The organism is Aestuariivirga sp. (assembly GCF_965227715.1).
In the GTDB taxonomy this organism is placed as follows: domain Bacteria; phylum Pseudomonadota; class Alphaproteobacteria; order Rhizobiales; family Aestuariivirgaceae; genus Aestuariivirga.
Window position 1 is genome coordinate 4,125,619 of the sequence record NZ_OZ245771.1, and the last position, 23,413, is coordinate 4,149,031.

At 62.3% G+C, this 23,413-nt stretch carries 22 protein-coding genes; 19 read left to right on the top strand and 3 right to left on the bottom strand.

Translation table 11 applies throughout. The features are described 5' to 3' along the window. Window positions 1-71 precede the first annotated feature (71 nt). The 18 genes from trbB (at window position 72) to ACO06F_RS19785 (ending at window position 19,510) form a co-directional block, all read left to right on the top strand. A complete protein-coding gene (trbB, locus tag ACO06F_RS19700; protein ID WP_421694410.1) occupies window positions 72-1,079 on the top strand; it encodes a P-type conjugative transfer ATPase TrbB in 1,008 nt (335 codons plus the stop codon). Between the two features lie 35 nt (window positions 1,080-1,114). Next, complete coding sequence (locus tag ACO06F_RS19705) at window positions 1,115-1,408, top strand: TrbC/VirB2 family protein (RefSeq protein ID WP_421696729.1); 294 nt, start codon at window positions 1,115-1,117, stop codon at window positions 1,406-1,408. Further along, window positions 1,408-1,689, top strand: coding sequence for a VirB3 family type IV secretion system protein (locus tag ACO06F_RS19710; RefSeq protein WP_421694411.1), 282 nt, complete (start codon window positions 1,408-1,410; stop codon window positions 1,687-1,689). Before ACO06F_RS19705 ends, ACO06F_RS19710 begins: the two co-directional genes overlap by 1 nt. Window positions 1,690-1,703: 14 nt before the next feature. Then, a complete protein-coding gene (gene trbE, locus ACO06F_RS19715) occupies window positions 1,704-4,142 on the top strand; it encodes a conjugal transfer protein TrbE (protein WP_421694412.1) in 2,439 nt (812 codons plus the stop codon). After that, on the top strand, window positions 4,139-4,897 hold the full coding sequence (gene trbJ / locus ACO06F_RS19720) for a P-type conjugative transfer protein TrbJ (protein WP_421694413.1): 759 nt from the start codon (window positions 4,139-4,141) through the stop codon (window positions 4,895-4,897). The genes trbE and trbJ overlap by 4 nt, the downstream gene beginning before the upstream one ends. A 10-nt stretch (window positions 4,898-4,907) precedes the next feature. Further along, window positions 4,908-5,177, top strand: coding sequence for a putative entry exclusion protein TrbK-alt (trbK-alt, locus tag ACO06F_RS19725; protein ID WP_394946341.1), 270 nt, complete (start codon window positions 4,908-4,910; stop codon window positions 5,175-5,177). Between the two features lie 2 nt (window positions 5,178-5,179). Then, window positions 5,180-6,502, top strand: a complete 1,323-nt coding sequence (trbL, locus tag ACO06F_RS19730) for a P-type conjugative transfer protein TrbL (RefSeq protein ID WP_421696730.1) — start codon at window positions 5,180-5,182, stop codon at window positions 6,500-6,502. A 2-nt stretch (window positions 6,503-6,504) separates the two neighbouring features. After that, a complete protein-coding gene (trbF, locus tag ACO06F_RS19735; RefSeq protein WP_421694414.1) occupies window positions 6,505-7,188 on the top strand; it encodes a conjugal transfer protein TrbF in 684 nt (227 codons plus the stop codon). Then, window positions 7,185-8,237 carry a P-type conjugative transfer protein TrbG gene (gene trbG, locus ACO06F_RS19740; RefSeq protein ID WP_421694415.1) on the top strand — a complete coding sequence of 351 codons (1,053 nt, stop codon included), beginning with the start codon at window positions 7,185-7,187 and terminating at the stop codon, window positions 8,235-8,237. The genes trbF and trbG overlap by 4 nt, the downstream gene beginning before the upstream one ends. After that, a complete protein-coding gene (locus ACO06F_RS19745) occupies window positions 8,234-9,457 on the top strand; it encodes a TrbI/VirB10 family protein (RefSeq protein WP_421694416.1) in 1,224 nt (407 codons plus the stop codon). The genes trbG and ACO06F_RS19745 overlap by 4 nt, the downstream gene beginning before the upstream one ends. Before the next feature lies 1 nt (window position 9,458). Then, entirely contained in the window at window positions 9,459-9,689 is a 231-nt protein-coding gene (locus tag ACO06F_RS19750; RefSeq protein WP_421694417.1) for a DUF2274 domain-containing protein, read from the top strand. Between the two features lie 212 nt (window positions 9,690-9,901). Beyond that, window positions 9,902-10,129 (top strand): hypothetical protein, encoded by a 228-nt coding sequence (locus tag ACO06F_RS19755; RefSeq protein WP_421694418.1) that lies wholly within the window; start codon window positions 9,902-9,904, stop codon window positions 10,127-10,129. After that, on the top strand, window positions 10,122-12,608 hold the full coding sequence (locus ACO06F_RS19760; RefSeq protein WP_421694419.1) for an AAA family ATPase: 2,487 nt from the start codon (window positions 10,122-10,124) through the stop codon (window positions 12,606-12,608). Before ACO06F_RS19755 ends, ACO06F_RS19760 begins: the two co-directional genes overlap by 8 nt. Window positions 12,609-12,633: 25 nt before the next feature. After that, complete coding sequence (locus ACO06F_RS19765; protein ID WP_421694420.1) at window positions 12,634-15,243, top strand: HD domain-containing protein; 2,610 nt, start codon at window positions 12,634-12,636, stop codon at window positions 15,241-15,243. A gap of 64 nt (window positions 15,244-15,307) precedes the next feature. Continuing rightward, window positions 15,308-16,111 (top strand): hypothetical protein, encoded by an 804-nt coding sequence (locus ACO06F_RS19770; RefSeq protein WP_421694421.1) that lies wholly within the window; start codon window positions 15,308-15,310, stop codon window positions 16,109-16,111. Window positions 16,112-16,117: 6 nt separating this feature from the next. Continuing rightward, window positions 16,118-17,869, top strand: a complete 1,752-nt coding sequence (locus ACO06F_RS19775; RefSeq protein WP_421694422.1) for a hypothetical protein — start codon at window positions 16,118-16,120, stop codon at window positions 17,867-17,869. 128 nt (window positions 17,870-17,997) lie between these two features. Then, on the top strand, window positions 17,998-18,609 hold the full coding sequence (locus ACO06F_RS19780; protein WP_421694423.1) for a type IV toxin-antitoxin system AbiEi family antitoxin domain-containing protein: 612 nt from the start codon (window positions 17,998-18,000) through the stop codon (window positions 18,607-18,609). Then, a complete protein-coding gene (locus ACO06F_RS19785) occupies window positions 18,599-19,510 on the top strand; it encodes a nucleotidyl transferase AbiEii/AbiGii toxin family protein (protein ID WP_421694424.1) in 912 nt (303 codons plus the stop codon). Before ACO06F_RS19780 ends, ACO06F_RS19785 begins: the two co-directional genes overlap by 11 nt. A 301-nt stretch (window positions 19,511-19,811) precedes the next feature. Here the strand turns inward: ACO06F_RS19785 and ACO06F_RS19790 are convergent, their stop codons facing one another. Both ACO06F_RS19790 and ACO06F_RS19795 read right to left on the bottom strand, forming a co-directional pair. Beyond that, window positions 19,812-20,921 (bottom strand): Rieske 2Fe-2S domain-containing protein, encoded by a 1,110-nt coding sequence (locus tag ACO06F_RS19790; protein WP_421694425.1) that lies wholly within the window; start codon window positions 20,919-20,921, stop codon window positions 19,812-19,814. 102 nt (window positions 20,922-21,023) lie between these two features. Next, the gene (locus ACO06F_RS19795; RefSeq protein WP_421694426.1) at window positions 21,024-22,364 is read right to left on the bottom strand and encodes an alpha/beta hydrolase family protein; all 1,341 of its coding nucleotides are present in this window, start codon (window positions 22,362-22,364) and stop codon (window positions 21,024-21,026) included. 137 nt (window positions 22,365-22,501) lie between these two features. Here ACO06F_RS19795 and ACO06F_RS19800 point away from each other — a divergent pair, with 137 nt between their 5' ends. After that, complete coding sequence (locus ACO06F_RS19800) at window positions 22,502-22,735, top strand: SlyX family protein (protein WP_421694427.1); 234 nt, start codon at window positions 22,502-22,504, stop codon at window positions 22,733-22,735. On the opposite strand, the gene ACO06F_RS19805 is transcribed toward ACO06F_RS19800, so the two are convergent. After that, window positions 22,729-23,190, bottom strand: coding sequence for a ferritin-like domain-containing protein (locus ACO06F_RS19805; protein WP_421694428.1), 462 nt, complete (start codon window positions 23,188-23,190; stop codon window positions 22,729-22,731). The genes ACO06F_RS19800 and ACO06F_RS19805 overlap by 7 nt on opposite strands. Window positions 23,191-23,413 lie beyond the last annotated feature (223 nt).

Here is a 23,413-nt window from a genome sequence, read left to right on the forward strand (position 1 = left end):
CAATTTCCGGCTCTTTTAATCGACCCCGTCTGGGGACCATCTGACTTCTCCCCGGCGAGATCGGGGATCGAATGGCGGCTTCGCATCACAATTCTGAAGGGCTTGCACGCGGCGCGCGGATGCTGCGCACGGCGCTTGGCCCCGCCATCGCCCGGCTTCTCGAAGATACCTCCGTCGTCGAGGTGATGCTGAACCCGGACGGGCGCATCTGGATCGATCGGCTTTCCGAAGGACTGTCGGACACCGGCGAGCATCTGTCGCCGGCGGATGGCGAGCGCATCGTGCGCCTGGTCGCGCATCACGTCGGCGCCGAGGTTCATGCCGGCGCCCCGCGCGTCTCGGCGGAGCTGCCCGAGACCGGCGAACGGTTCGAGGGGCTGTTGCCGCCCGTGGTCGCGGCCCCGGCCTTCGCAATCCGCAAACCCGCCGTCGCCGTGTTCACGCTCGACGATTACGTGCGCGCGGGGATCATGTCCTCTGCACAGGCCGAGGCACTACGTCGGGGCGTGGCGTCCCGCGCCAACATCCTCGTCGCGGGCGGCACCTCGACGGGCAAGACGACGCTGACCAATGCGCTGTTGGCGGAGGTCGCGAAGACTTCCGATCGCGTCGTCATCATCGAGGATACACGCGAGCTGCAATGCGCCGCGCCCAACCTCGTCGCGATGCGAACGAAGGAAGGCGTCGCCTCGCTGTCCGATCTCGTCCGCTCATCCTTACGTCTGCGCCCCGATCGCATCCCGATCGGCGAAGTACGCGGTGCGGAGGCGCTCGACCTTCTGAAGGCTTGGGGTACGGGCCATCCGGGTGGCGTCGGCACCATCCATGCCGGCAGCGCCATCGGCGCGCTCAGACGGATGGAACAGCTCATTCAGGAAGCCGTCGTCACCGTTCCGCGCGCGCTGATCGCCGAGACCATCGACCTCGTGGCCGTGCTTTCCGGCCGTGGTGCAGCGCGCCGGCTCGCCGAACTCGCCCGTGTCGATGGCCTGGGCACCGACGGCGATTACCGCGTCACGCCCGCCGTCGATGGCGCATCGAACGCGATCAGCATCAACCCGGAAGGAGAAGCGCCGTGATCAGGATCACACGCCTCGTGCGCCAACGTCTCGCCATGACCGTATCCGCCGTCGCGCTCAGCGTGGCGGTGACGGCACCCGCCTATGCCTCGGGCTCATCGATGCCGTGGGAGCAGCCGCTGCAGCAGATCCTGCAGTCGATCGAAGGCCCGGTCGCCAAGATCATTGCCGTGATCATCATCATCACCACCGGCTTGGCGCTGGCTTTCGGCGACACCTCGGGCGGCTTCCGCCGCCTGATCCAGATCGTCTTCGGCTTGTCGATCGCGTTTGCCGCATCGAGCTTCTTTCTGTCGTTCTTCTCGTTCGGCGGCGGAGCGCTGGTTTGATGGCTGGCGTCGTCGAACAGGTGAACGAGGTTCCAGGCTTCACCGTGCCGGTTCACCGGGCGCTGACCGAACCGATCCTGCTCGGCGGCGCGCCGCGCGCCATCGCGATCATGAACGGCACACTCGCCGGCGCGGTGGGCCTTGGTTTGCGTCTCTGGCTGGTCGGCATCGCCATCTGGGCGATCGGGCACTTCGCGGCGGTGTGGGCGGCAAAGCGCGACCCGCTCTTTGTCGAGGTCGGTCGCCGGCATCTGCGCATCCCCACGCACCTTTCGGTCTGAAGGGGAGCGCGGCCATGATGAACCTCGCCGAATATCGCAACCGTAACCGGCGGCTCGCCGATTTTCTCCCCTGGGCGGCACTGGTCGGCGCCGGCATCGTGCTCAACAAAGATGGCAGTTTCCAACGCACGGCGTGCTTCCGTGGTCCCGATCTGGATTCGTCCGTGCCCGCCGAACTGGTTGCCGTAGCCGGTCGCCTCAACAATGCCTTCCGCCGTCTCGGGAGCGGTTGGGCGATCTTCGTCGAGGCACAACGCCATGCAGCGGGCGTTTATCCCGCCAGCCGCTTTCCCGATGCTGCTTCGGCCTTGGTCGATGCCGAGCGGAAAGCCGACTTCGAAGAAGCGGGGAGCCATTTCAAATCAAGCTACTTCCTGACCTTCGCCTACCTGCCGCCGGCCGAGGACGCCGCGCGTGCTGAGACGTGGCTCTACGAGGGGCGCGAGAAGGCCGGCATCAATGCGCACGAAATGATGGCCAGCTTTGCCGACCGCACCGACCGGCTGCTGCATCTCATCGAAGCCTTCATGCCGGAATGCCGCTGGCTCGATGACGGCGAGACACTGACTTATCTGCACGGCTGCGTGTCCACGCATCGCCATCGCGTCCGCGTGCCGGAGACGCCGATGTATCTCGATGGGCTCTTGGCCGATCAGCCGCTCACCGGCGGGCTGGAACCGCGGCTGGGAGCGCAGCACCTGCGCGTCCTGACCGTCATCGGCTTTCCGACCGCGACCACGCCGGGCCTGCTCGACGAGTTGAATCGGCTCGCCTTCCCGTATCGCTGGTCCACCCGCGCGATCCTGCTCGACAAGACCGACGCGACGAAGTTGCTGACGAAGATCAGGCGGCAATGGTTCGCCAAGCGCAAGTCGATCGCCGCGATCCTCAAGGAGGTGATGACCAACGAGCAATCCGTGCTGGTCGATACAGATGCCTCAAACAAGGCGGCGGACGCCGATCTCGCGCTTCAGGAACTCGGCGCTGACTATGCCGGCATCGCCTATGTCACCGCGACGGTGACCGTGTGGGACGCTGATCCTCGAGTTGCCGACGAGAAGCTGCGGCTAGTCGAGAAGGTCATCCAGGGCCGCGACTTCACCGCGATGGTCGAAACCATCAACGCGGTCGACGCCTGGCTCGGCAGCCTGCCGGGGCATGTCTATGCCAACGTCCGGCAGCCACCGATTTCCACACTCAATCTCGCCCACATGATCCCCCTCAGTGCCGTGTGGGCGGGGCCGGAACGGGACGAGCACTTCGGTGCCGCCCCCTTGCTCTTCGGCAAGACCGAAGGCTCGACCCCGTTCCGGTTTTCCCTTCACGTCGGCGATGTCGGCCACACACTGGTGGTTGGCCCGACCGGCGCCGGCAAGTCGGTGCTGTTGGCGCTGATGGCCCTGCAGTTCCGCCGTTATGCCGGGGCTCAGGTCTTCGCCTTCGATTTCGGCGGTTCGATCCGCGCCGCCGCGCTCGCCATGCTTGGTGACTGGCACGATCTCGGCGGCGGTCTGACGGACGGATCGGAAACCTCCGTCAGCCTGCAGCCACTCGCGCGCATCGAGGAGACCGCCGAGCGCGCCTGGGCCGGGGACTGGATCGTCGCCATCCTCATCCGCGAGGGCGTCGCCATCACGCCGGAGGTGAAGGAGCACATCTGGACCACGTTGACCTCGCTGGCCTCGGCACCGATCGAGGAACGCACGATCACTGGCCTCTGTGTCTTGTTGCAGTCGAACGACCTGAAGCAGGCGCTCCGCCCGTACTGCATCGGCGGAGAATGGGGCCGGTTGCTCGACGCCGAGAGCGAGCATCTCGGCGCGGCCAGTTGCCAAGCCTTCGAGACCGAAGGGTTGATCGGCACGGACGCCGCTCCGGCGGTTCTCGCTTATCTCTTCCACCGCATCGAAGACCGGCTCGACGGATCGCCGTCGCTCATCATCGTCGATGAGGGCTGGCTGGCGCTCGATGACGAGGGCTTCGCCGGCCAACTTCGCGAATGGCTGAAGACGCTGCGCAAGAAGAACGCCAGCGTCATCTTCGCCACGCAGTCACTCAGCGACATCGACGGCAGCGCCATCGCGCCCGCCATCATCGAGAGTTGCCAGACCCGGCTGTTGCTGCCGAACGAGCGGGCAATCGAGCCGCAGATCACCGCAATCTATCGCCGTTTCGGTCTCAACGACCGCCAGATCGAGATCATCGCGCGGGCCATGCCCAAGCGCGACTACTACTGCCAGTCGCGACGCGGCAATCGGTTGTTCGAGCTGGGCCTGTCGGACGTGGCGCTGGCCCTCTGCGCCGCGTCCTCGAAGACCGATCAGGCGGCCATCGCGAAGATCGTTGCCGAACACGGCCGCGACGGCTTCCTCGACGCCTGGCTGCGCCATCGCGGTGCCGGCTGGGCCGCCGACCTCATTCCCGACCTCACCAATCTGGAGATCCGCCCATGACCCTGCGCCGTTCGCGCGCGGCGCGCTTCGCCGCCGCCTTGCTGTCCGCCTCCGTCGCTGTCGCACCGATGCTGCCGATGCCGGCGCACGCCATCATTGTCTTCGACCCGTCGAACTACGCGCAGAACGTCCTTCAGGCCGCCCGCGCGCTCCAGCAGATCACCAATCAGATCACCTCGCTTCAGAACGAAGCGCAGATGCTGATCAATCAGGCCCGCAATCTGGCGAGCCTGCCGTATTCGTCGCTCCAGCAGCTTCAACAGTCCGTGCAACGGACGCAGCAGCTTCTGGGGCAGGCGCAAAACATCGCCTATGACGTTCAGCAGATCGATCGGGCCTTCCAGCAGAAATACTCGACCGCCTCGATGTCGGCGTCGGACCAGCAACTCGTCGCCGATGCCCGCTCGCGCTGGCAGAACACCGTGGGCGGTCTGCAGGACGCCATGCGCGTGCAGGCCGGCGTCGTCGGCAACATCGACACCAATCGCGCGCAGATGTCGACGCTTGTCGGCGCCAGCCAGTCGGCGACCGGCGCGCTCCAGGCGACGCAGGCCGGCAATCAGCTTCTCGCACTCCAGGCACAGCAGCTCGCCGATCTCACGGCGGTGGTCGCCGCCAACGGCCGGGCGCAAGCGCTCAGCGACTCCGAGCGGGCGGCCGCGGCCGAGCAGGGTCGCGAACAGCGTCGCCGCTTCCTGACGCCGGGCACGGGCTACCAGCCCGGTTCGGCCAAGATGTTCTACGGCAGCAATTGAGGGCGCGGCGATGGACGGCAAGACCCTCGCACGCATCGGCGTCGTCGCCTTCGTAGCGGTGGCGATCACCGCCTCGGTGATCGAGCTGACCCGTAAGGAAGAAGCAACGGAGATCCGCACCGTCAACCGTCCTCACGGTAGCGATCCCGAGCCGCTGCGCGCCACGCTCCGGCAGTGTCGCGACATGGGCGAGGCCGCCGGCCGCGACGTGGCCTGCCTCAAGGCATGGGCGGAGAACCGCGACCGGTTCCTCGGCACCACGTCACCGGAGGCGCATTGACCATGGGCGGCTCCGGCGTCATCGACCACTTCCTGGAGGTCTTCACCCGCTACATCGACAGTGGCTTCGGCCTGTTGCAGGGCGAGGTGGCATTCATCGCCACGACGTTGATCGTCATCGACGTGACGCTGGCCGCACTCTTCTGGTCTTGGGGCGCCGACAACGACATCATCGCGCGGCTGATCAAGAAGACCCTGTTCGTCGGGGTCTTCGCCTACATCATCGGCAACTGGAACAACCTCGCGCGCATCGTCTTCGAAAGCTTCGCAGGGTTGGGCCTGAAGGCGTCCGGCACCGGCTTCTCGGTCAGCGATCTCATGCGTCCCGGCAAGGTGGCGCAGACCGGCCTCGATGCCGGACGGCCGCTGCTCGACTCCATCTCGGATCTGATGGGCTGGGTGTCGTTCTTCGAGAACTTCATCCAGATCGCCTGCCTGCTGTTCGCCTGGGCGCTGATCCTGCTCGCCTTCTTCATCCTCGCCGTCCAGCTCTTCGTCACCCTGATCGAGTTCAAGCTGACGACGCTCGCCGGCTTCGTGCTGATCCCCTTCGGCCTCTTCGGCAAATCCGCCTTCATGGCCGAACGGGTGCTCGGCAACGTGATCTCCTCGGGCATCAAGGTGATGGTGCTTGCCGTCATCATCGGCATCGGCTCGACGCTCTTCTCCGAGTTCACCGCCGGCTTCAACGGCGCGACGCCAACCATCGACGACGCCATGGCGATCGTGCTGGCGGCGCTGTCGCTGCTCGGCCTCGGCATCTTCGGCCCCGGCATCGCTAACGGTCTCGTCTCCGGAGGGCCGCAACTCGGCGCCGGTGCGGCGATCGGAACCGGACTCGCCGCCGGCGGCATGGCGATGGCGGGTGCCGCGGCGGTCGGTATCGCCGCCTCTGGTGGCGCGGCATTGGCAGGAGGCGCTGCCGCGGCAGCGCGTGGTGGGGCGGCGCTCGCAGGTGGAGCATCGTCTGCCTACAGCCTCGGCGCGGCCGGACATACTGGCGCGACAGGCGTGGCAGCGGGTCTCGGCAATGTCGCCGGCACCGGTGCTTCCAAACTCGGCTCGGCCATCGCCAGCCCGTTCCGGCGCGCCGCCGCGTCGATAAGGGAGAGCTTCGAGGCGGGCGGCCGATCGCCCGTCGGCGACAGCGGTGCCTCCGATGCCCCCGCATCCTCGTCCGCAACCACTGACGGCCCGCCCGCTTGGGCCAAGCGCATGAAGCGCTCTCAGGCGATGTCACACGGCGTCCAGGCCGCCGCCCATGCGGTCAAGTCCGGTGACAGCCATGGCGGCGGCGCTTCCGTCAATCTCTCCGAAGGCAACTGACCATGTTCAAACGACCCGCCGCGCATTACGGCAAATCTCCCGAACCCGAGACGCCCTATCAGCGCGCCGCCCAAGTCTGGGACGACCGCATCGGTTCGGCTCGTGTGCAGGCGAAGAACTGGCGCCTGATGGCTTTCGGATCGCTGGCCTTGTCGGCGGGTCTCTCCGCCGCCTTGGTCTGGCAATCGCTGAGTGGCTCGGTCGTGCCGTGGGTGGTGCAGGTCGACAAACTCGGTCAGGCGCAGGCCGTCGCGCCGGCAACCGCCGATTATCGGCCAACCGATCCGCAGATCGCCTTCCATCTTGCGCGCTTCATCGAAGAGGTTCGCTCGATCCCGGCCGACGCGATCATCGTCCGTCAGAACTGGCTCAAGGCCTACGATTTCACCACACAGGCCGGAGCACTGGCGCTCAACGACTACGCCCGCGCCAACGACCCCTTCACCAAGGTTGGCAAGACGCAGATCGCCGTCGATGTCTCGAGCGTCATCCGTGCGTCGCCCGACAGTTTCCGCGTCGCTTGGGTCCAGCGGACCTATCAGGACGGCTCGCTCGCCTCCACCGAGCGCTGGACCGCCATTCTGACCGTCGTCGTGCAGGTGCCGCGCGACGCCGAAAAGCTCCGGGCCAACCCACTCGGAATCTACGTCACCGCCATAAACTGGTCGAAGGAGCTGACCCAATGACGCCGACCTTCCGTGAAGCCGGGAGGCCGGCTTTCCTCACCTGCAGTTCTCAGGCTTTCCGTAAATCCGCCTTGCCGCTTCTCTTGGCTTGCACATCCGTGCTCGCCGGCTGCGCCACGGCGCAGAAGCCGCCGGAAATCTCCTATGACGATGCGATGCCTGCGGTTCAGACCGCCGATCCGCCCGCGCCGGTTCGGGTGGTGGAATTGCCGAAGCCGCTGCCGTTGCCCGGTCAGTTGAAACCGGTCGGCAAAGACGGCAAGGCGACGCCCGAGTTGCCGGACCCCGCCGCGCGGGTGAACGAGGCCAATGCCGCTGCACGGATGCAGCCGGTCAGGAACGGCTTCATCAACGCCATCCAGGTCTATCCCTTCGTCGATGGTGCGCTCTATCAAGTTTACACGGCTCCGGGGCAGATCACCGACATCGCCTTGCAGCCTGGCGAAACGCTGGTCGGCTCAGGTCCGGTCGCCGCCGGCGATACGGTGCGCTGGATCATCGGCGACACCGAGAGCGGGGCCGGCGCCGCCAAGCAGGTTCATATTCTCGTCAAGCCGACGCGACCCGAGCTGATGACCAACCTCGTCATCAACACCAATGCGCGCACCTACCACATGGAGCTGCGTTCGACCGAGAAGACCTATATGGCCTCGGTCTCTTGGCAGTATCCGCAGGATCAGCTCATCGCGCTGCGTCGGCAGAACGCCGAGGCGCAGGCCGTCCAGCCGGTGGCGACCGGCATCGATCTCACGCGCGTCAACTTCCGCTACGAGGTGACCGGCGATCGCGCACCATGGCGGCCGCTCCGCGCTTTCGACGACGGCCGTCAGGTGTTCATCGAGTTTCCGCGTGGCATCGGCCAGGGCGAGATGCCGCCGCTCTTCGTCGTCGGTCCGGAGGGCGACACCTCGGAACTGGTGAACTATCGCGTCCGCGACAACTACATGATCGTCGACCGGCTGTTCGCCGCCGCCGAGCTGCGCTTCGGCGCCGACAAGAGCCAGAAGCGCGTCCGCATTTCCCGCACTGACGGGAGGCCGGCGTCGTGAGCGAGATCGAGCCTGATCGTCACAGGCCAGAAGCGGACGACGATGGCCGGCCGCTGACCGGAGAGCCGGTCGCGCCGATGCGGCTGCGCCCCGAGCCGCCGCGCGTAACGCGCCTGTCGCGAAAGGTGCTGATCGCACTCGGCCTGCTTGCCGGCACCGGCATCGGCGGCACCCTGATCTACGCGCTTCAAACCCGGCACGGCGGCAAGACGAACGAGGAGCTCTATTCGACCGACAACCGAACGACGCCGGATGGCCTCGCCGCCCTGCCGAAGGACTATGCCGGTATCCCGAAGCTCGGTCCGCCGCTGCCGGGCGACCTCGGCCGCCCGATCCTCAGCGCACAGAATGCCGGCCAGCCGGTGCCGACTCCGGGGATCGCGTCACCCAATCCGGGGATCAGCCAGGAAGAGCAGCGACGCGTTCAGGAGCTGGAGGCCGCGCGGACGGCCCGTCTCTTCGCTTCGACCGAGACGCGGCCAGCCAACACGGCTGTCCCGCAGCCGCAAGCGGCGGTCACGCCGCAGACGGACCTTACCAGTCTCGGGCTTGCGCCACCGCCCGCGACACCATCAGCGCAGGATCGTCAGCTCGCCTTCCTCAATCAGACGCCTGACAAGCGCACTGTCTCACCGGATCGTGTCGCGGCACCTGCGTCGCCGAACGTGCTTCAGGCGGGGGCAGTGATCGCGGCGGCACTCATCACCGGCATCCGCTCTGATCTTCCCGGCCAGATCACAGCGCAGGTGACGGAGAACGTCTATGACAGCCCGACCGGGCGCATCCTGCTCGTGCCGCAGGGCACGCGGATCATCGGTCAGTACGACAACGGCGTCGGCTTCGGTCAGCGCCGCGTGCTGCTGGTCTGGAACCGGCTGATCTTCCCTAATGGCCGCTCGATCGTGTTGGAGCGCCAGCCAGGTGCAGACGCTGAGGGCTATGCTGGGCTCGAAGATGGCGTCGATTACCATTGGGGCGAGCTGTTCAAGGCCGCGGCACTGTCGACGTTGCTCAGCGTTGGCGCGCAATCCGGGTCATCGAGCAATGACAGCGACATCATCCGCGCACTGCGCAACGGGGCGTCCGACAGCATCAACCAGACCGGTCAGCAGATCGTGCAGCGCCAGCTCAACATCGCGCCGACTCTCACGATCCGGCCGGGCTTTCCCGTCCGTGTGATCGTCACCCGCGATCTCGTTCTTGAGCCCTACGGAGGCTGACATGGCAAAGCTGAAACTCGGTCCGATCGGCGACGACAAGCCGGTGAAGGTCACGCTGGAATTGCCGGCGAGCCTCCATCGCGACCTGACCGCCTATGCAGAAATCCTCGCCCGCGACGCAGGCCAAACCGCCGCCGATCCCGTTCGCCTGATCGTGCCCATGCTGGGGCGGTTCATCGCGACGGACCGGGAATTTGCAAAGGCGCGGCGAGGTAAGGCAAACGCGCGTTGATAGCGAGGGTAGACAATGATCTGTCAACAGACGCGCCGTTTGCTGGCATTTAGACCGCCTGAGAGGCATCTTTCGTTTTGCATCATTGTGCTGGCAGAAAGGTCTTCACGTGGTTTGTTCTCCCACAAACGCGAACCCTTTCAAGGAAGTGCCATTTTCCAAATGGGTATCTCGTTGTATCGTCTGGCACGAACAACTGGGGGGATATCCGCATGGAAGGCGAAGCTGAAGCGGCAGATACGCCGGACCAATTTCTTAAGGCCTTGGGGAAAAGTCTGAAGGGGACGGAAGGTGTCGATGCCAGCATGGCGGACATCCTTGAGGCCCATATCCTGAAAGCGGCGCCGGCGCAGAACGCCGTCGCTCAGGCCAAGGACGCGATCCTGAAACTTGCAGCCGAGCGCGCGAATCCTCCGAAGCCGGGGGTGGATAATGGCTGACCCTTACTTCCTCCAGTCCCTGATCCTTTCCGGCTTCCGCGCGTATCTCCAGCCGAAGACCTTCGATTTCAGCAAGAAGCGTTGCCTGGCGATTTTCGCGCCGAACGGAAGCGGTAAATCCAGCGTCATCGATGCGCTGGAGTTCATGTTCTCCAAAGACGGAACACTCGAAAGGCTTGGTCAGCGCGCCATCAACAACCAGGCTGGTCCCCTGGCGCTGGCGCACAATCTGGCTGAAGAGGCGAAGATTGCGTCGGCGGTTACGATCGACGTGGTCTCGGGCGAGAATGCCGCCAGCGGTAGCCGGTCGGCGATAGGGGCGAAGCGACCGATACCGGCGGTGGCGACAACCATGAACGCCTGCTTCGCGGTGCCACCGATCATCCGCGGACATACGCTGCGCACTTTTGTTGAAATCCATACGCCCGAACAGCGCTACGCGGATGTCGCCAATTGGCTGCAACTTGGACCACTGGTTGAGGTACAGAAGAATATCCGTTCGCTGCGCGCGCAAGTGAAGGCCGCCGCCGAGGACGAGGCAGCGCTGCAGCGTGTTGATTCCCAGCTTGCCAAGGAGACGATCCAGGCGGTGAAGACATGGGACGAGGCGGCGGTGCTTTCCCACGCCAACACGTCGGTCTTGGCGCCACTCGATCCCGCGCTGATGATGGCGGCGTTGGCCGCCGGCGATCCGACCTATCTCGAACTGGAAGCGCGCGCCAAAGCCGAGGACAACAAAATCGGGCTTGCGGGCCTGCGCCAGATCCGCAATGCGGCTGCCGCTTTGCGGGCGGAGACGAAGGACGCAGAGAACGGCGAGATTATCGTCAGCGGTGCGATTCCGACCTTTGAAACGGCTGTGGCTACGCTGTTGGCGGCGGAGAGTAAGGAGGCGGAGGAACGCGGCAAAGCGGCGAGCACCGTATTTCAGGCTTTATGGAAAGCCGCAGAACCGCTTTTTGCCGAAGGAGTCGCGGCACCTGACATCTGCCCGGTCTGTGCAACACCTGTCGCAGACACGGCGGCGGGCAGCACTGGTGCGATCCGGGAACACCTCGCCAAGCATCTCGAAGAACTGGCGGAATACGCTGCCGCTAAGAAGACGCTCGACCTAGCCAAGTCTGCGGCGACCAAGGCCCATGCCCAGTTGGTGGCTGCGCTGCCGGGGCTGATTGGCCTCCTCGGCGATGACGAGGTGGCATTGAAAGCGAATCTTATTGCCTATCAAGCAGGAAGCGCCGACTGGCCGCAGACCGTCCTTCCGTCCTCGGCCGATGTTGTCGCGGCAATCATCAAGCTGCTCGCCACGCTAGATCAAGCCATCGCGGACATCGAATCGAAGCAAGGCGACCACACCTATATCAAGGCCAAGGCGAAGATCGATCGACTGCTGGAGCTACGGGCCGATCGAAACCTTGCGCTGCGGACGCGAGATGAACTGGGAAAACTCTCCAACGCCTTGACGGCGCAGGCGACGATCGTCTCAGCCGAGATCCGCAAGAAGGTGCAGAGCCTTCTCGACAAGCTTCAGACGCCGATGAACGATATCTACAAGCTCATTCAGGGAGCTAGCGCCAAGCCAATCCGGTTGGAGTTGCCGGCTGAAGACGACACGAACCAGCAGCGGCTCAATCTTCTAGTGGATTTCGCCAAGAACCGCACCGGCGTGCAGCCTGGCGGCTATTTGAGCGACTCGCAGATTCATTCGGTGGCGCTGGCGTTGCGGATGGCGGCGATCAAGCAATTTAATGGTGGCGCGCCCATCATCGCGCTTGATGACATCGTCACCTCCTACGATGCCGATCATCGGCGCACCATTGCCGGACTCATCGCCACCATGTTCGGCGACTGCCAGATTCTGATCACTACGCACGACGAGCGGTTCTTCAATTATTTGAAAGACCAGCTAGAGGCGAAAGCTTGGCACTTCACCCGGATTATTGGCCTGGATCCAGCTTATGGGCCGCGTTTCGCTGATCATAAGGTCAGCGATGAGATGATCGAGGCACGTTGGGCTGCGGGCCAGTCGGCGGCCAACGAGATGCGTCAGGCCGAGGAGGAATGGCTTCTTGGCATCTGCCGGGATTTCGGCGTCAGCGTCCGCATCCGGCCGCTGGAGAGAGCCTATTCCTACGAACGTAGCGAGCTGGCCTCGGCGCTCGCCGGCTTGCTCAAGGATGCCAAGCTGGTGCCGGCATTGGTGCCGGGCGTCAACAACCGGTTCCTTGATAGTTTGGTGAAGGGCGAGATCGAGAATTTCGGTAGCCACTTCCAGGACGGGCCTTATGGCGACGGTTCGATCGGTGACGAGAAGACCCGCTGGGAGGAATTCAAGACCTTCCGCAGCCAGTTCGCTTGCAAGAAATGCGGCCGGACGAAATTCCAGCGGCCCTTCACTTTGAAAAAGCCGGTCTGCGCGCATGACGGCTGCGAGGCGCAGTTCGAGTTCGCAGCGCTGGCGGCAGCGACCGCGGGGTAAAGCCACGTCTATTGTTGAGGGTAGTATGACTGGTATCGGACCGGATTTTCGCCAGACATGGCTTTGGCGGCAGGCATTTCAGACGCCACGCTCAGATAGTACAACTGAAGAGCAGGAGTTTTTCAGAACGCAGTATCTCTCAATTCGAGAGCGCGCGGCGCAGCTCGTTTCCCGGATTGCAGTCGATTTACCTGGGATGACGGTACACGACGTCAGCCATTTGGATGCTCTATGGGACACAGCTTCTTCGGTTGCCGAGGGTGCCGTCAACGTCAATCCGGCCGAGGCATTCGTTCTTGGCGCAAGTATTCTTCTGCACGATTCAGCGATGAGTCTCGCGGCGTACCCCGGTGGTCTAGCAGAAGTTAGGACGACCATTGCGTGGAAGGACGCCGTTGCACGCCTCGCCTTAGCCTCCGAAGAGAGCGGCGAGAGCTTTGATATCGAGAACCCGCCGACCGAGATCGTACAGCGGATCGTACCGGATGTCCTTCGCCGTCTGCATGCGGAGCGAGCCGAAGAGCTTGCTGAGCAAGCGTGGCGCGCCGCTGATGGGTCACAGGTGTATCTCATTGAGGACTCTGAGCTACGGCGCTTCTATGGGCCGACAATCGGCCAGATCGCTCACAGTCATTGGTGGTCGGTGCAGAAGGTTGAGCAGGAACTCTCGGAAGAATTGGGGGCTCTTGCCAATCGGACGCTCAATCGCGTCGATCGCGTAAAGCTCGCCTGTCTGTTGCGGGTTGCCGACGCCTTGCACCTCGACAGCCGTCGCGCTCCCAGGTTCCTTCGCGCAATTACGAATCCAGTGGGCATCTCGGCCCTTCATTGGGCATTTCAAGAACGATTGGCTAGGCCACACATTGAGCTCGACGCAGTCGTCTTCACGACAGGTCAGCCTTTCGGGCGAGAGGACGCGGAAGCTTGGTGGCTAGCGTACGACACGTTAAATGCTGTCGACCGCGAACTCAGGGACGTTGATCTGCTTTTGCAAGGGCGAGGCCGCGAGGTCCTAAAGGCTAGGCGCGTTAAAGGCGCAGGATCGCCGGAAATTCTTGCTCGCTCGGTTCAGACGCGGGGCTGGCGGCCAGTGGATGCTCGCCTTCAAGTTTCGGATGTTCCGCGTATTGTAGAGAACCTTGGCGGGTCAAAGCTCTATGGCAACGACCCGACCGTAGCTCTTCGCGAACTTATCCAAAATGCCGCCGACGCGATCCAGGCTCGGCGGAAATATCAAAGGCGCGCCGCGGACTGGGGTCTCATCACGGTCGGCCTGCTCTCAGAGGGCGACAAGATTTGGCTGGTCGTCGAGGACAACGGCATCGGTATGTCTGAACAGGTGCTAACCGGACCACTTCTCGATTTTGGAACATCGTTCTGGCGATCGCCGCAAGCAATGGAAGAGTTTCCTGGGCTCATGGCCGCAGGTATGCATGCCATCGGCCGGTTTGGAATCGGATTCTTCTCGGTTTTCATGCTCGGACCGGTCGTTCGTGTCTACTCGCGACGTTGCGACAAGGGACAAGAAGCGGGCCGATTATTGGAATTTCGCGGCGGTACGAGCACGCGACCAATTCTTTCTCCGGTTTCGGGTCAGCCCGTTCCGATAGATGGCGGCACCCGAGTTGAGGTGTTGCTGAAGAGCCATCCGCACGAAGCCGGCGGGCTCTTGTATATCAATTCTTATACCAAGCGACCGATGTCATTGAGTGCACTTGTTGGAGCAGTAGCGCCAAATCTTGACGTCGCAATTACGACCATAGTGCAAAACGGCATCCAGCCGGTCGCACGGCCAGGCGATTGGCTGGAAATCAGCGATCTCGATCTCATCCGTCGACTGAACCCCACCGCCGAGCACTCCGAGTCCAACCCACCAAGGGCAGATCGCGCGCTGATGCAACCGATCATGGATGCGAACAATCAAATATTCGGCCGGGCCTTCATTTCACCGTCGAGGTACTCGTATTCGGCAGGCGGCGGTTGGGTGACCATCTCGGGGCTGCGCGCCTGTAGGCTGCACAATGTTGAGGGGGTACTGCTTGGTGAAGCTTTGACGGCCGCGCGCGATTCTTCCCAACCGCTTGCTACAAAGGAGGCTCTTGCGAGATGGGCATCGCAGCAGGCCCAATTGATCGTAGAGTCGGTAAAGGACGAGGAGCGTCAAGCGCGTTCTGCAGAAGTTGTTCTTGAGTGCGGTGGCGAAATCGGAAATTTAAAATTTATCAAATGGGGGGCGGACTGGCTGAATACGAGCGAATTCGTGGATAGGCTTCGCTCCTCGACCGAAATTGCCATCAGTTTCGATGGCGAGTTCGACTACGACGAGGAGTTGGATGATGTTCATCCAAAAGAGTTTCGTGAAGAATTCACGGTAGGTGACGATATAGCCGTGATACTCAAGCATGATGGTGACGTTTTGAGAGGCGGCAACGTTAGTTGGCCGAGATCTATAACCGGCCAACCCAAATGGAGTGATTCAAACGTCGCTGCTTATGCTAGGAGGCTTATCCGTGAGGCGTGGGGTGAGACACTCCAGGAGGACGAAGAGGATCGTATCGTTGGCAAGGTCCGCTATTCTGATATCACCCGCCGCGTAATCGTTTTTCGCGCGCTAGAAGAAGATGAGTTGTTCTAGTTTGGTTGTTCTCAGGGTTTGGGTTGCGGCAAAATTCGATGCAGGTAGGGGGCGTGCGTCTACGGTGGACATTCCGAAATCAGCCTTGAGATATGTCGATGGAGACGCCCTGAAGCAGTTGGCTCAGGGGCTTACATTCGATCTTCCGCAGTGCGAGCAAGTGTTGGATAGCGCACTGATTGGCCTCAACACGCAGAATGGTTTGCCAGACAGGATGTTGGCCTGGATTCGCGCCGGTGGCGTTGCGAGCGGGCCAGGACCGGTGGAGCCTCGTGGACGGATCATCGTCGACATCACGCAGACGATAAATGTCGACGGTCAGCAGGGCTATTTCGCTGCAGTTCTCTGCAAGAACGATGAACAGGAAGCCGCGCCCGTTGTCTTCTTCTCTATGCACTCGCCCACGCTGGATGTGCCTATGCGTGTCGAGGTGCCACTGCGGGCGCTGATGCTAGGTAATCCGCCGCTGGCAGGCAGCTATACGCTCTATGTCCATGCGTTGATTTCCAGCGATGGCGCGACTTATGTTTATTATGGCATCACCAAGCGAGGCTGGAGCATTCGCTTCAATGAGCACACACGGGCCGCTGTCACTCAGAGGTCGAAGCGGCTGCTGGCGCGGAAGCTCGACGATCTGATCGATGCACGTGCGGCAGAATTGGCTGGACGGAAGGATGATCGGGCAAAGCTAGCCGGCATTGTCTCCTCGGTCTGCGGGACCGGCATGTCGCGGGAGGCCGCGCTCGCGGCCGAAGAACGCATGGTGGACAAGTACAGCCTGGCTTCCAAGCATCCGTACGGGCTGAATATGATCCCGGGTGGTCTCGCGGGTATAAGGCACATCCGTCATTTCCTTCGGAAGCGCTAACAGGTCATGCCACATCACCTCTTCTTTTCTTGGCAGAGCGATACCCCCAATAGTGTCGGCCGAACGTTGATCGAAACCTGTCTCGAACGTGCGATCGGCGTGCTGCAAGCCGATGCCGACATCGACCCCGCGGACCGGGATATCGCGGTCGACCGGGACACGTTGGACGTGCCCGGGTCGCCGCCGATCATGGAAACTATATTCGGTAAGATTGATCGCGCTGCGGTCTTCCTGTCCGACTTGACCTATGTGGCTCAGCGCAACGGTGGTGGACGAACCCCCAATCCCAATGTCTGTATCGAACATGGCTGGGCCCTGAAGGCATTGAGCTGGCGTCGGGTCATAGCGGTGATGAATACTGCAATGGGTCATCCGGACGAGTACGAGCTTCCGTTTGATGTCCGGCACACGCGTCGGCCGATTCTCTTCTCGTGCCCTGAAAATGCGGATGCTGATACGCGCCGCGCAGCCAAGGACGTGCTGACCAAGCAACTGATCGTTGCCCTGAAGGCGATATTCGGCGACGCGACCGCTCGCGCGGAGGTCCACAGAGCTGTGCCAGCGGATCCTCATCCGAATGACGTCGAACTGTTGGCGCAGGTCCACCGTCAGTTGCCACTGGGATTGCGGCGCTTTCTTCACCAGCACAGCTTCGGGTCGCCGTTCTTGCTGGCGACGCTCGATCCAGTCCATGAGATGAACTCTGATTGGGTCGGCTCGGCGTATGAGTTTCATGACCCGCTCTTGCAAGCGAGCTTTGCGGAAATGCGAAAGATCGCTTGTGACTTCGGAGAACTGATTCTTGAGCGTATTTACGCCATGGATTCGAATCCGAAGATGGGGTGGCCCAAGGCGGACTTTGACGTCGCACACGGCTTACAGCCAGGCACTGTGGAGGCCATTCGCGCCATGAACGTCAGGGCCAATGAGCTCAGCGCTGCGATTGATAGCTTCGATCGCCTGGCACGCGATCGTATACGCATTGCGACGGGCGTCCACGCCATAACTACGGCGGCGGGGCCTGATCCTCGCCAGGCAGACGCTGAGGCGGCCCTGCAGGCTCTCATGTTCGACGCTCATCGTGGGGGATGCCCCGAGATTGTCACCTTGCCTCGCATCACGTTGCGTTTGGCACCGTTCGCTGCGTCCGAGGGCCGCCGACTTGACTCCGCCCAGATAGCGAAAATGGAACTCGGACTTCAGTCACCGATGGAGATTCGCATCAAATCCGATAGCGACGGCAGCCAGTGGTGGAGCTGCGCGCTGCCGCGTCGGCGTCAGGAGAATATGAACCCTGAGACGACATGGCTGATGCGTCTGGTCCGGCCAGGTAACCTCGAATATCAGGCGACTATCGGCGCTCGTATCGACGATGATCCAGAGATACTGGTCGACGGGCGGTGCCTTGAGGGATTGATCGTTCGAGTTGTGGAGCATATGGCGGGCATGGCCGAGGAGCTCGGCCTTATCGGCCCCGCGCTTGTGTCGGTCGGCTTGGAAGGAGTGGAAGACGTCGAACTGACGCGTCCCCGCCCGGGAGGTCGGCGCATCCGCCAGCCACAGCTGATCTTGCCCACGGCCATGCTACCTAATCTGACTACACCTCTGGCGCAGTTGCTCCATGAGCAGTTCGACATTCTGTGGCAGACAGCGGGTTGGCCGGATGGTTCGCCGTCCTTTGGCGATGGAGTGTGGGCTGGGTATGAGGATCTGCAGAACTATGATTGTTCGATGCGTATGAACGGGGCTGCGCGTTAGGCTCGTCTTCCTTCGCCGTGTACCTAGTCAACGCCGGAGCTGTTATTCCTGCTTCCTCTCTCTCTGGAATGTGATAAAACCTCTGCTACTCTTTGAATCTGCCGAGGAAACATCACATCGATACGACCATGGACTCGCAACGCGCCCAAGCGCTCAAGCTGCTGAAGACGTGTCCCATGATGCGGTTGAAGGACTTTGCCGCCCGCGGCATCGCGCCCGAAACCCTGGCGCGTCTTGTCCGAGACGGCGAGGTCGTTCGTCCCGCGCGCGGTCTCTATCAGCTTGCGGATAGTTCGGGCGATGCGGCTCGCATTCTGGCGGAAGCTTCGGTGCTCGTTCCCAAAGGCGTCATCTGTCTGACCTCGGCGCTGCAGTTCCACGAGCTGACGCTGCAAATGCCGTCGGCCGTTTGGATGGCCATCGATCGCACCGCCTGGCGCCCCAAGATCGACTATCCACCCATTCGCTTTGTGCGCTTCACCGGTCCCTCGCTGACGGAAGGTGTGGAGCGACACTCCGTCGATGGCGTCGAGGTGGCGATCACCAATCCGGCGCGGACGATCGTCGATTGCTTTCGCTATCGAGCGAAGGTCGGGCTGGATGTCGCCCTGGAAGGTCTGCGCGAGGGGCTTCGACAGCGAAAAGTCACGAGTGACCAGCTCTGGACCTATGGGACCAAAGGCAAGGTCTGGTCGACCATGAAACCCTATGTGGAGGCGATGGTGGCCGATGGCGCGTGAACCGAGAAAAAATGTCGGCGCTTCGGTCCGGGCTCGTCTGCTCGACCGGTCTCGCGTCGAACGCATGGATTTTCAGATTCTGCTGACGCGCTATGCGCTGGAGCGACTTCTCTATCGGCTGAGCCAATCACCCCATCGCGACCGCTTCGTTCTGAAAGGGGCGATGCTGTTCGTGACCTGGGTGGAAGACCCGTTCCGGCCTACGCGCGATCTCGACTTCCTCGGCTATGGCGAAAACAGCCCGGAGGCGATCGGCGGGACCTTTCGCGAGATCTGCGGGCAGCCTGTCGATGATGATGGCGTGGAGTTCGATATCGGAGCGATCACGGCTGTTCCGATCCGGGAAGACGTAGAATACGGCGGCATTCGTGTGCGCACCTCCGCGAAGATCGCCGGCGCCCGCGTTCCGATTCAAGTCGACATCGGTTTCGGTGATGCCGTCACGCCGGGAGCGGTCGAGATCGTCTATCCGTCACTGCTCGACGCGCCGGCGCCCCGCCTGCGCGCCTATCCGGTGACGACCGTGGTGGCCGAGAAATTCCAGGCGCTCGTGCTGCTCGGCATCGCGAACAGCCGGCTGAAGGATTTCTACGACCTCTGGCTGATCGCTCAGACATTCGAGTTTGACCGGGCATCGCTTGCCGAGGCCGTCCGTCAGACCTTTGCACGGCGCGAGACCATGCTTCCAACCGAAAAGCCGATCGGTCTGAGCGATGCTTACGTCGAAGCTTGGGGGCGACAGTGGAGGGCCTTTCTGGGGCGAGAGCGAATGGCCTCGGCGCCGACCGAACTGGCTGTCGTTGTCTCCGACCTCGCCGGATTTCTGCTTCCCTTGATCGTGCCCGCTGAAAAGGATGAGCGTTGGAAGCCCGGCGAAGGCTGGGGGGCATCGGATGCGTAACCTGCAGAGCAACGCGGAACGCGCACACGGTTTCGCCGTCTATCGCAGTCAATCGCGAACGTTTGAGATCGGCTCTAGCTATTTCTCCCGCGCTTCGTATATAATGCAAGCGTACAGATCGACGCCGCGCACCGCGCCACATTTATTGTGGAAAAACAATTGCGTATGAATCTGACGGTATATCTGACGGTAATCGTCGATTTCTCCGTTTTACACTCATCGAAAATTCAAATACTTACCGCTCCGGTTAATCATCGAGTGGGAATGACGGAGCGTGAGGCAGAGGCCGCCTGAGGCACGTTCAGGCCGGGCGGCCGCCCTCCACGATGAGGGGATGTGCCTTGCGGCCGCCGCGCTCGATCGAGGCGGGGGCGTCGTCCTTTTCGATCAATGTGCGGGCCATGCCGAGGCATCGCTCCGCCAGTTCTGCCGCGCCCTTGCTGAGCTCTTCCGACGATTCCACGATGCGGACGTTGTTTTCCATGTCTTCATGCGACCAGCCGCGCGAATGGGCGATGTAGGGGAATTGCGGAAACACAAAGCCCAGCTCGCCGAAGAATCCCAGCATCTGGCCCGCCACAGACTGAATATTGTCCTGCCCGCCAATGATGATGAAGCCTGCCACCTTGTTGCGGATTAAAACCCGGTTGTGCAGCGTGATGGCGTTCTGAATGCAGTTCAGCCGTTCCGCCATCTTGAAATAGAGCGATGAGGCGGCGCCCCAGCGGATGGGGGTTGCGACGATCACGGCATCGGCCCAATGCACCAGCGCTTCGTAGACCTGATCCATCTGATCCTTGTCATCCATCTGCGTGATGGAGCAGGGCCAGGTACAGGCATGAGCGGATTTCGAGTAGTAGCCCTCGCAGTTGCGGAAGCGGAGGTCATTGAGGTGGATGGTCTTTGTCTCGGCCCCTTGCGCGCCCGCCGCTTTCACGGCAGCGGCCAGCACATGGTCTGACCCGGAGAAGCGCGGGTTCTGCGCATCCATGGCAGTGGTCGACAGTCCGAGCAGGCGTAAAGGCCCCGGCGCCCGGGTCGTGGGCCGCGCCAGCGGGTGGGGGCTGTGGGGAGACTTTGCGCGCGCCGTGACATTTGCCAGATCGACCAGCACGCGGCCATTCTCGACCTTCACGGGATAGGATGGCACCTTGTCATCCTCGCTGCCGGCCTCGCCCTGGCCGGAGCAGCGGTGATATTTCCAGTTATGCCAGGGGCAGACGATGTAATCGCCGTCCAGCCGGCCTTCACCCAGTGGTCCTCCCGCATGGTTGCATGCATTCGAGATGACGCCGAAGCTGCCGTTCTGATAGCTGACGGCGACCTCCTTGGTGCCGGCCCGCAAGCGCGTCACCGGTGCTGCGCGCAGCACCTCTGCTGCGCCAATATCCGTCCATACTGGATCCGCCATGACTGCCTCCTGCAACGCCGGAACCCAAAGCTAATACGGATGCGTGAGTGGTGAAAGCAGAAGTTGTGGCGAGGTGCAGCGGATGCAGAGATAGAAATATTCTCAGCCGAAGCTGCGGAACCAGGTCAGGATATTGTCGGAGCCCTTGAGGGTTGCGGACGTTCCATAGAGGCTTGCGAGGAATGTGCCGCGGTGGCTGCCACCGGATATGGGCACGCCGCTGGCGAGGCTGCCGCCGGCGGTGAGGGCGCGGTAGACCATGGCCGGGTGGATCGCTTCATCCGCCAGGCCATAGTGAAAGCGAATGGGAGAATCGTAATTCCAGTATGAGGCACGGTTGGCGGCCATGTGCCTCAGGAAGGCACTGATGCGATTGTCCGTGAACTGATCGTAGAAGCCGGGCACCAGCAGATTCGAGCCGGTGGGGAAGGGCGCTGCAGGGTCGAAGTTCGCGTCATAGTCCTTCCAGTATTTGAGCGCCATCTCCCGGAATTCGGGCCTGACCGCGGCGCGCAGCAGGCCCGGCAATTTATAATTCAGCTCATAGCTTCCGAGCGTCACGATCATGCACAGCGAAATCCACACCGGCATGGGCGGGTAGGAGTCCACGCCTTTGGGAAGTGCGAAGGTCTGGTTGCCGGACCAGTAATTCCACGCCTCATTCAGATCATTGAAGGGGCTGGCCACGGCCGTTGCGGCAATGGGCTGGGACTGCTTGCGCAGCGCCTGATGAAGCCACTGCGTGTTGAGGGCACCCTGCGACCAGCCGTTCAGGAACAGCTTGCCGGGCTTCAACCCGCGGGAGCGCATCACGGACTGGCCTGCCTTCAGCATATCGAGGCAGGTGCGGATGCTCACATCCTTCACCGCATAGGCTTCGCCGCGGCCGTTGCGGAACGGGCCCTTGCCCACATAATCCGCGGCGATCACGGCATAGCCCTGTGCCGCGAAGCGATGAACGTTGAACAGGGTCTCGAGCGAATCCGCCGCGTCCGTCAGCTGATAGGCGGGGTCTGACAGGCGGGTAAGGTTGGAGGGCACCTGATCGAATGACAAGATGGTGCCATGCTGCCAGGAGACGACGGGCAGCACGCCACGCGCGCCCGCGGGCAGCGCCAGCAACCCGCTGATCTTCAGCGTCTCGCCGGTTTCAGGAACGATGGTCGTGGTGGTGATGCGATGGAGTTCGACGAAGGAGGCAGCACCATTCTTCTGCGCGTCGAAGCCCGGAAGAATGGCCGGGTTGTTGAAGGACGGGAAAGCCCGGGCCACCTCGGCATCGAGCCTTGCGGCGCTGACGGTGCAGGACCGGTCGATCGACACCTGGCTTGCTGCTGCGGTGCCCGCCGCATATGTGCCGGCTGCGATTGCGCCGGCACCGAGCAGCAGCGCGCGCCTGCCGATGCGGCCCATCTGCCGGTCAGGATTTGCTTCATTCGCCATCGCCAAATCCCCGCTCACCATTCAAGCATCTTCCATGACGCTTCTACAAACTTGGCATGGGAGCAGCAAGTGCTTGCAAGGCATGGATGCGCTGCGGGCGGCCTGGAAGCTGCCCAGTTTTTCAGCTAAGAGAGCGCATGACAAAGGAACGGGACAGCACGCCCCCTGACGGCACGCAAAGCACAATCATCCAGCTGGAGTTGCGAATTGCAGAACAGGACAGGGTGATCGCGGATTTGAATGAGATGGTGGTCTCGCAGTGGCGCAAGCTCGATCATCTCGAGCGGCGGCTTGGCGAATTGCGCGATGAATTCGATGCGTCAGCGCGGCCGGGGCCCGATGGCAGCGAGCCGCCGCCGCCACATTACTGATCGCTGACGTTCGGCGTGTCTTCGCCCAGGGCGGTTGCCAGGTCGATTAGATGGTCCTGCTCGTCCAGCAGGATTTCGCGGATGTGTTCCGCAATGGCGAATTCGCCGAGCGCTTCGCACTGGCGGATGCGCGTGCGGTAATTGCGGATGGTTTCAACTTCGTTCTGGAGGTCGGCGCGGAGCATTTCCTCCGCCACATCCGTCACCTTCACCGGTTTTGCCTCAACCGTCGGCAGGGCGCCCAAATAATCGATCTGGCGCGAGATGATGAGGGCATGCTTCAGCTCTTCGGCAGCATGCTGCTGAAGCTGATCCGCGATGCTCATGTATTGCGGCCCCTTCAGCACCTGCGAATAGACGACATATGCAATGATCGCCTGATACTCGCGGGAGAGGTCTTCGTTCAGCAACGCCGCAAGCTCTTCGCGCGTCACGGCTGGGATCGATTCAGGCATGATGTATCCCGTCTGGTTGTGAAGGAAGTGCTGCAGAACGCGTGATGCGGCAGAATGGTTCCGCAGAGCAGCCCTCGCCACATTCGTGCCGATACATGCCCGATTGCAGATGTGAGTCGCCGGGTAAACTACACGGTTGCTGTGTGCGGAACGCGCCCTGATTCGCTTGATGCGTGCAGGCATGAAAATAAAAGGAGATTATTTCCCGCAAAAGTTGGTGTGT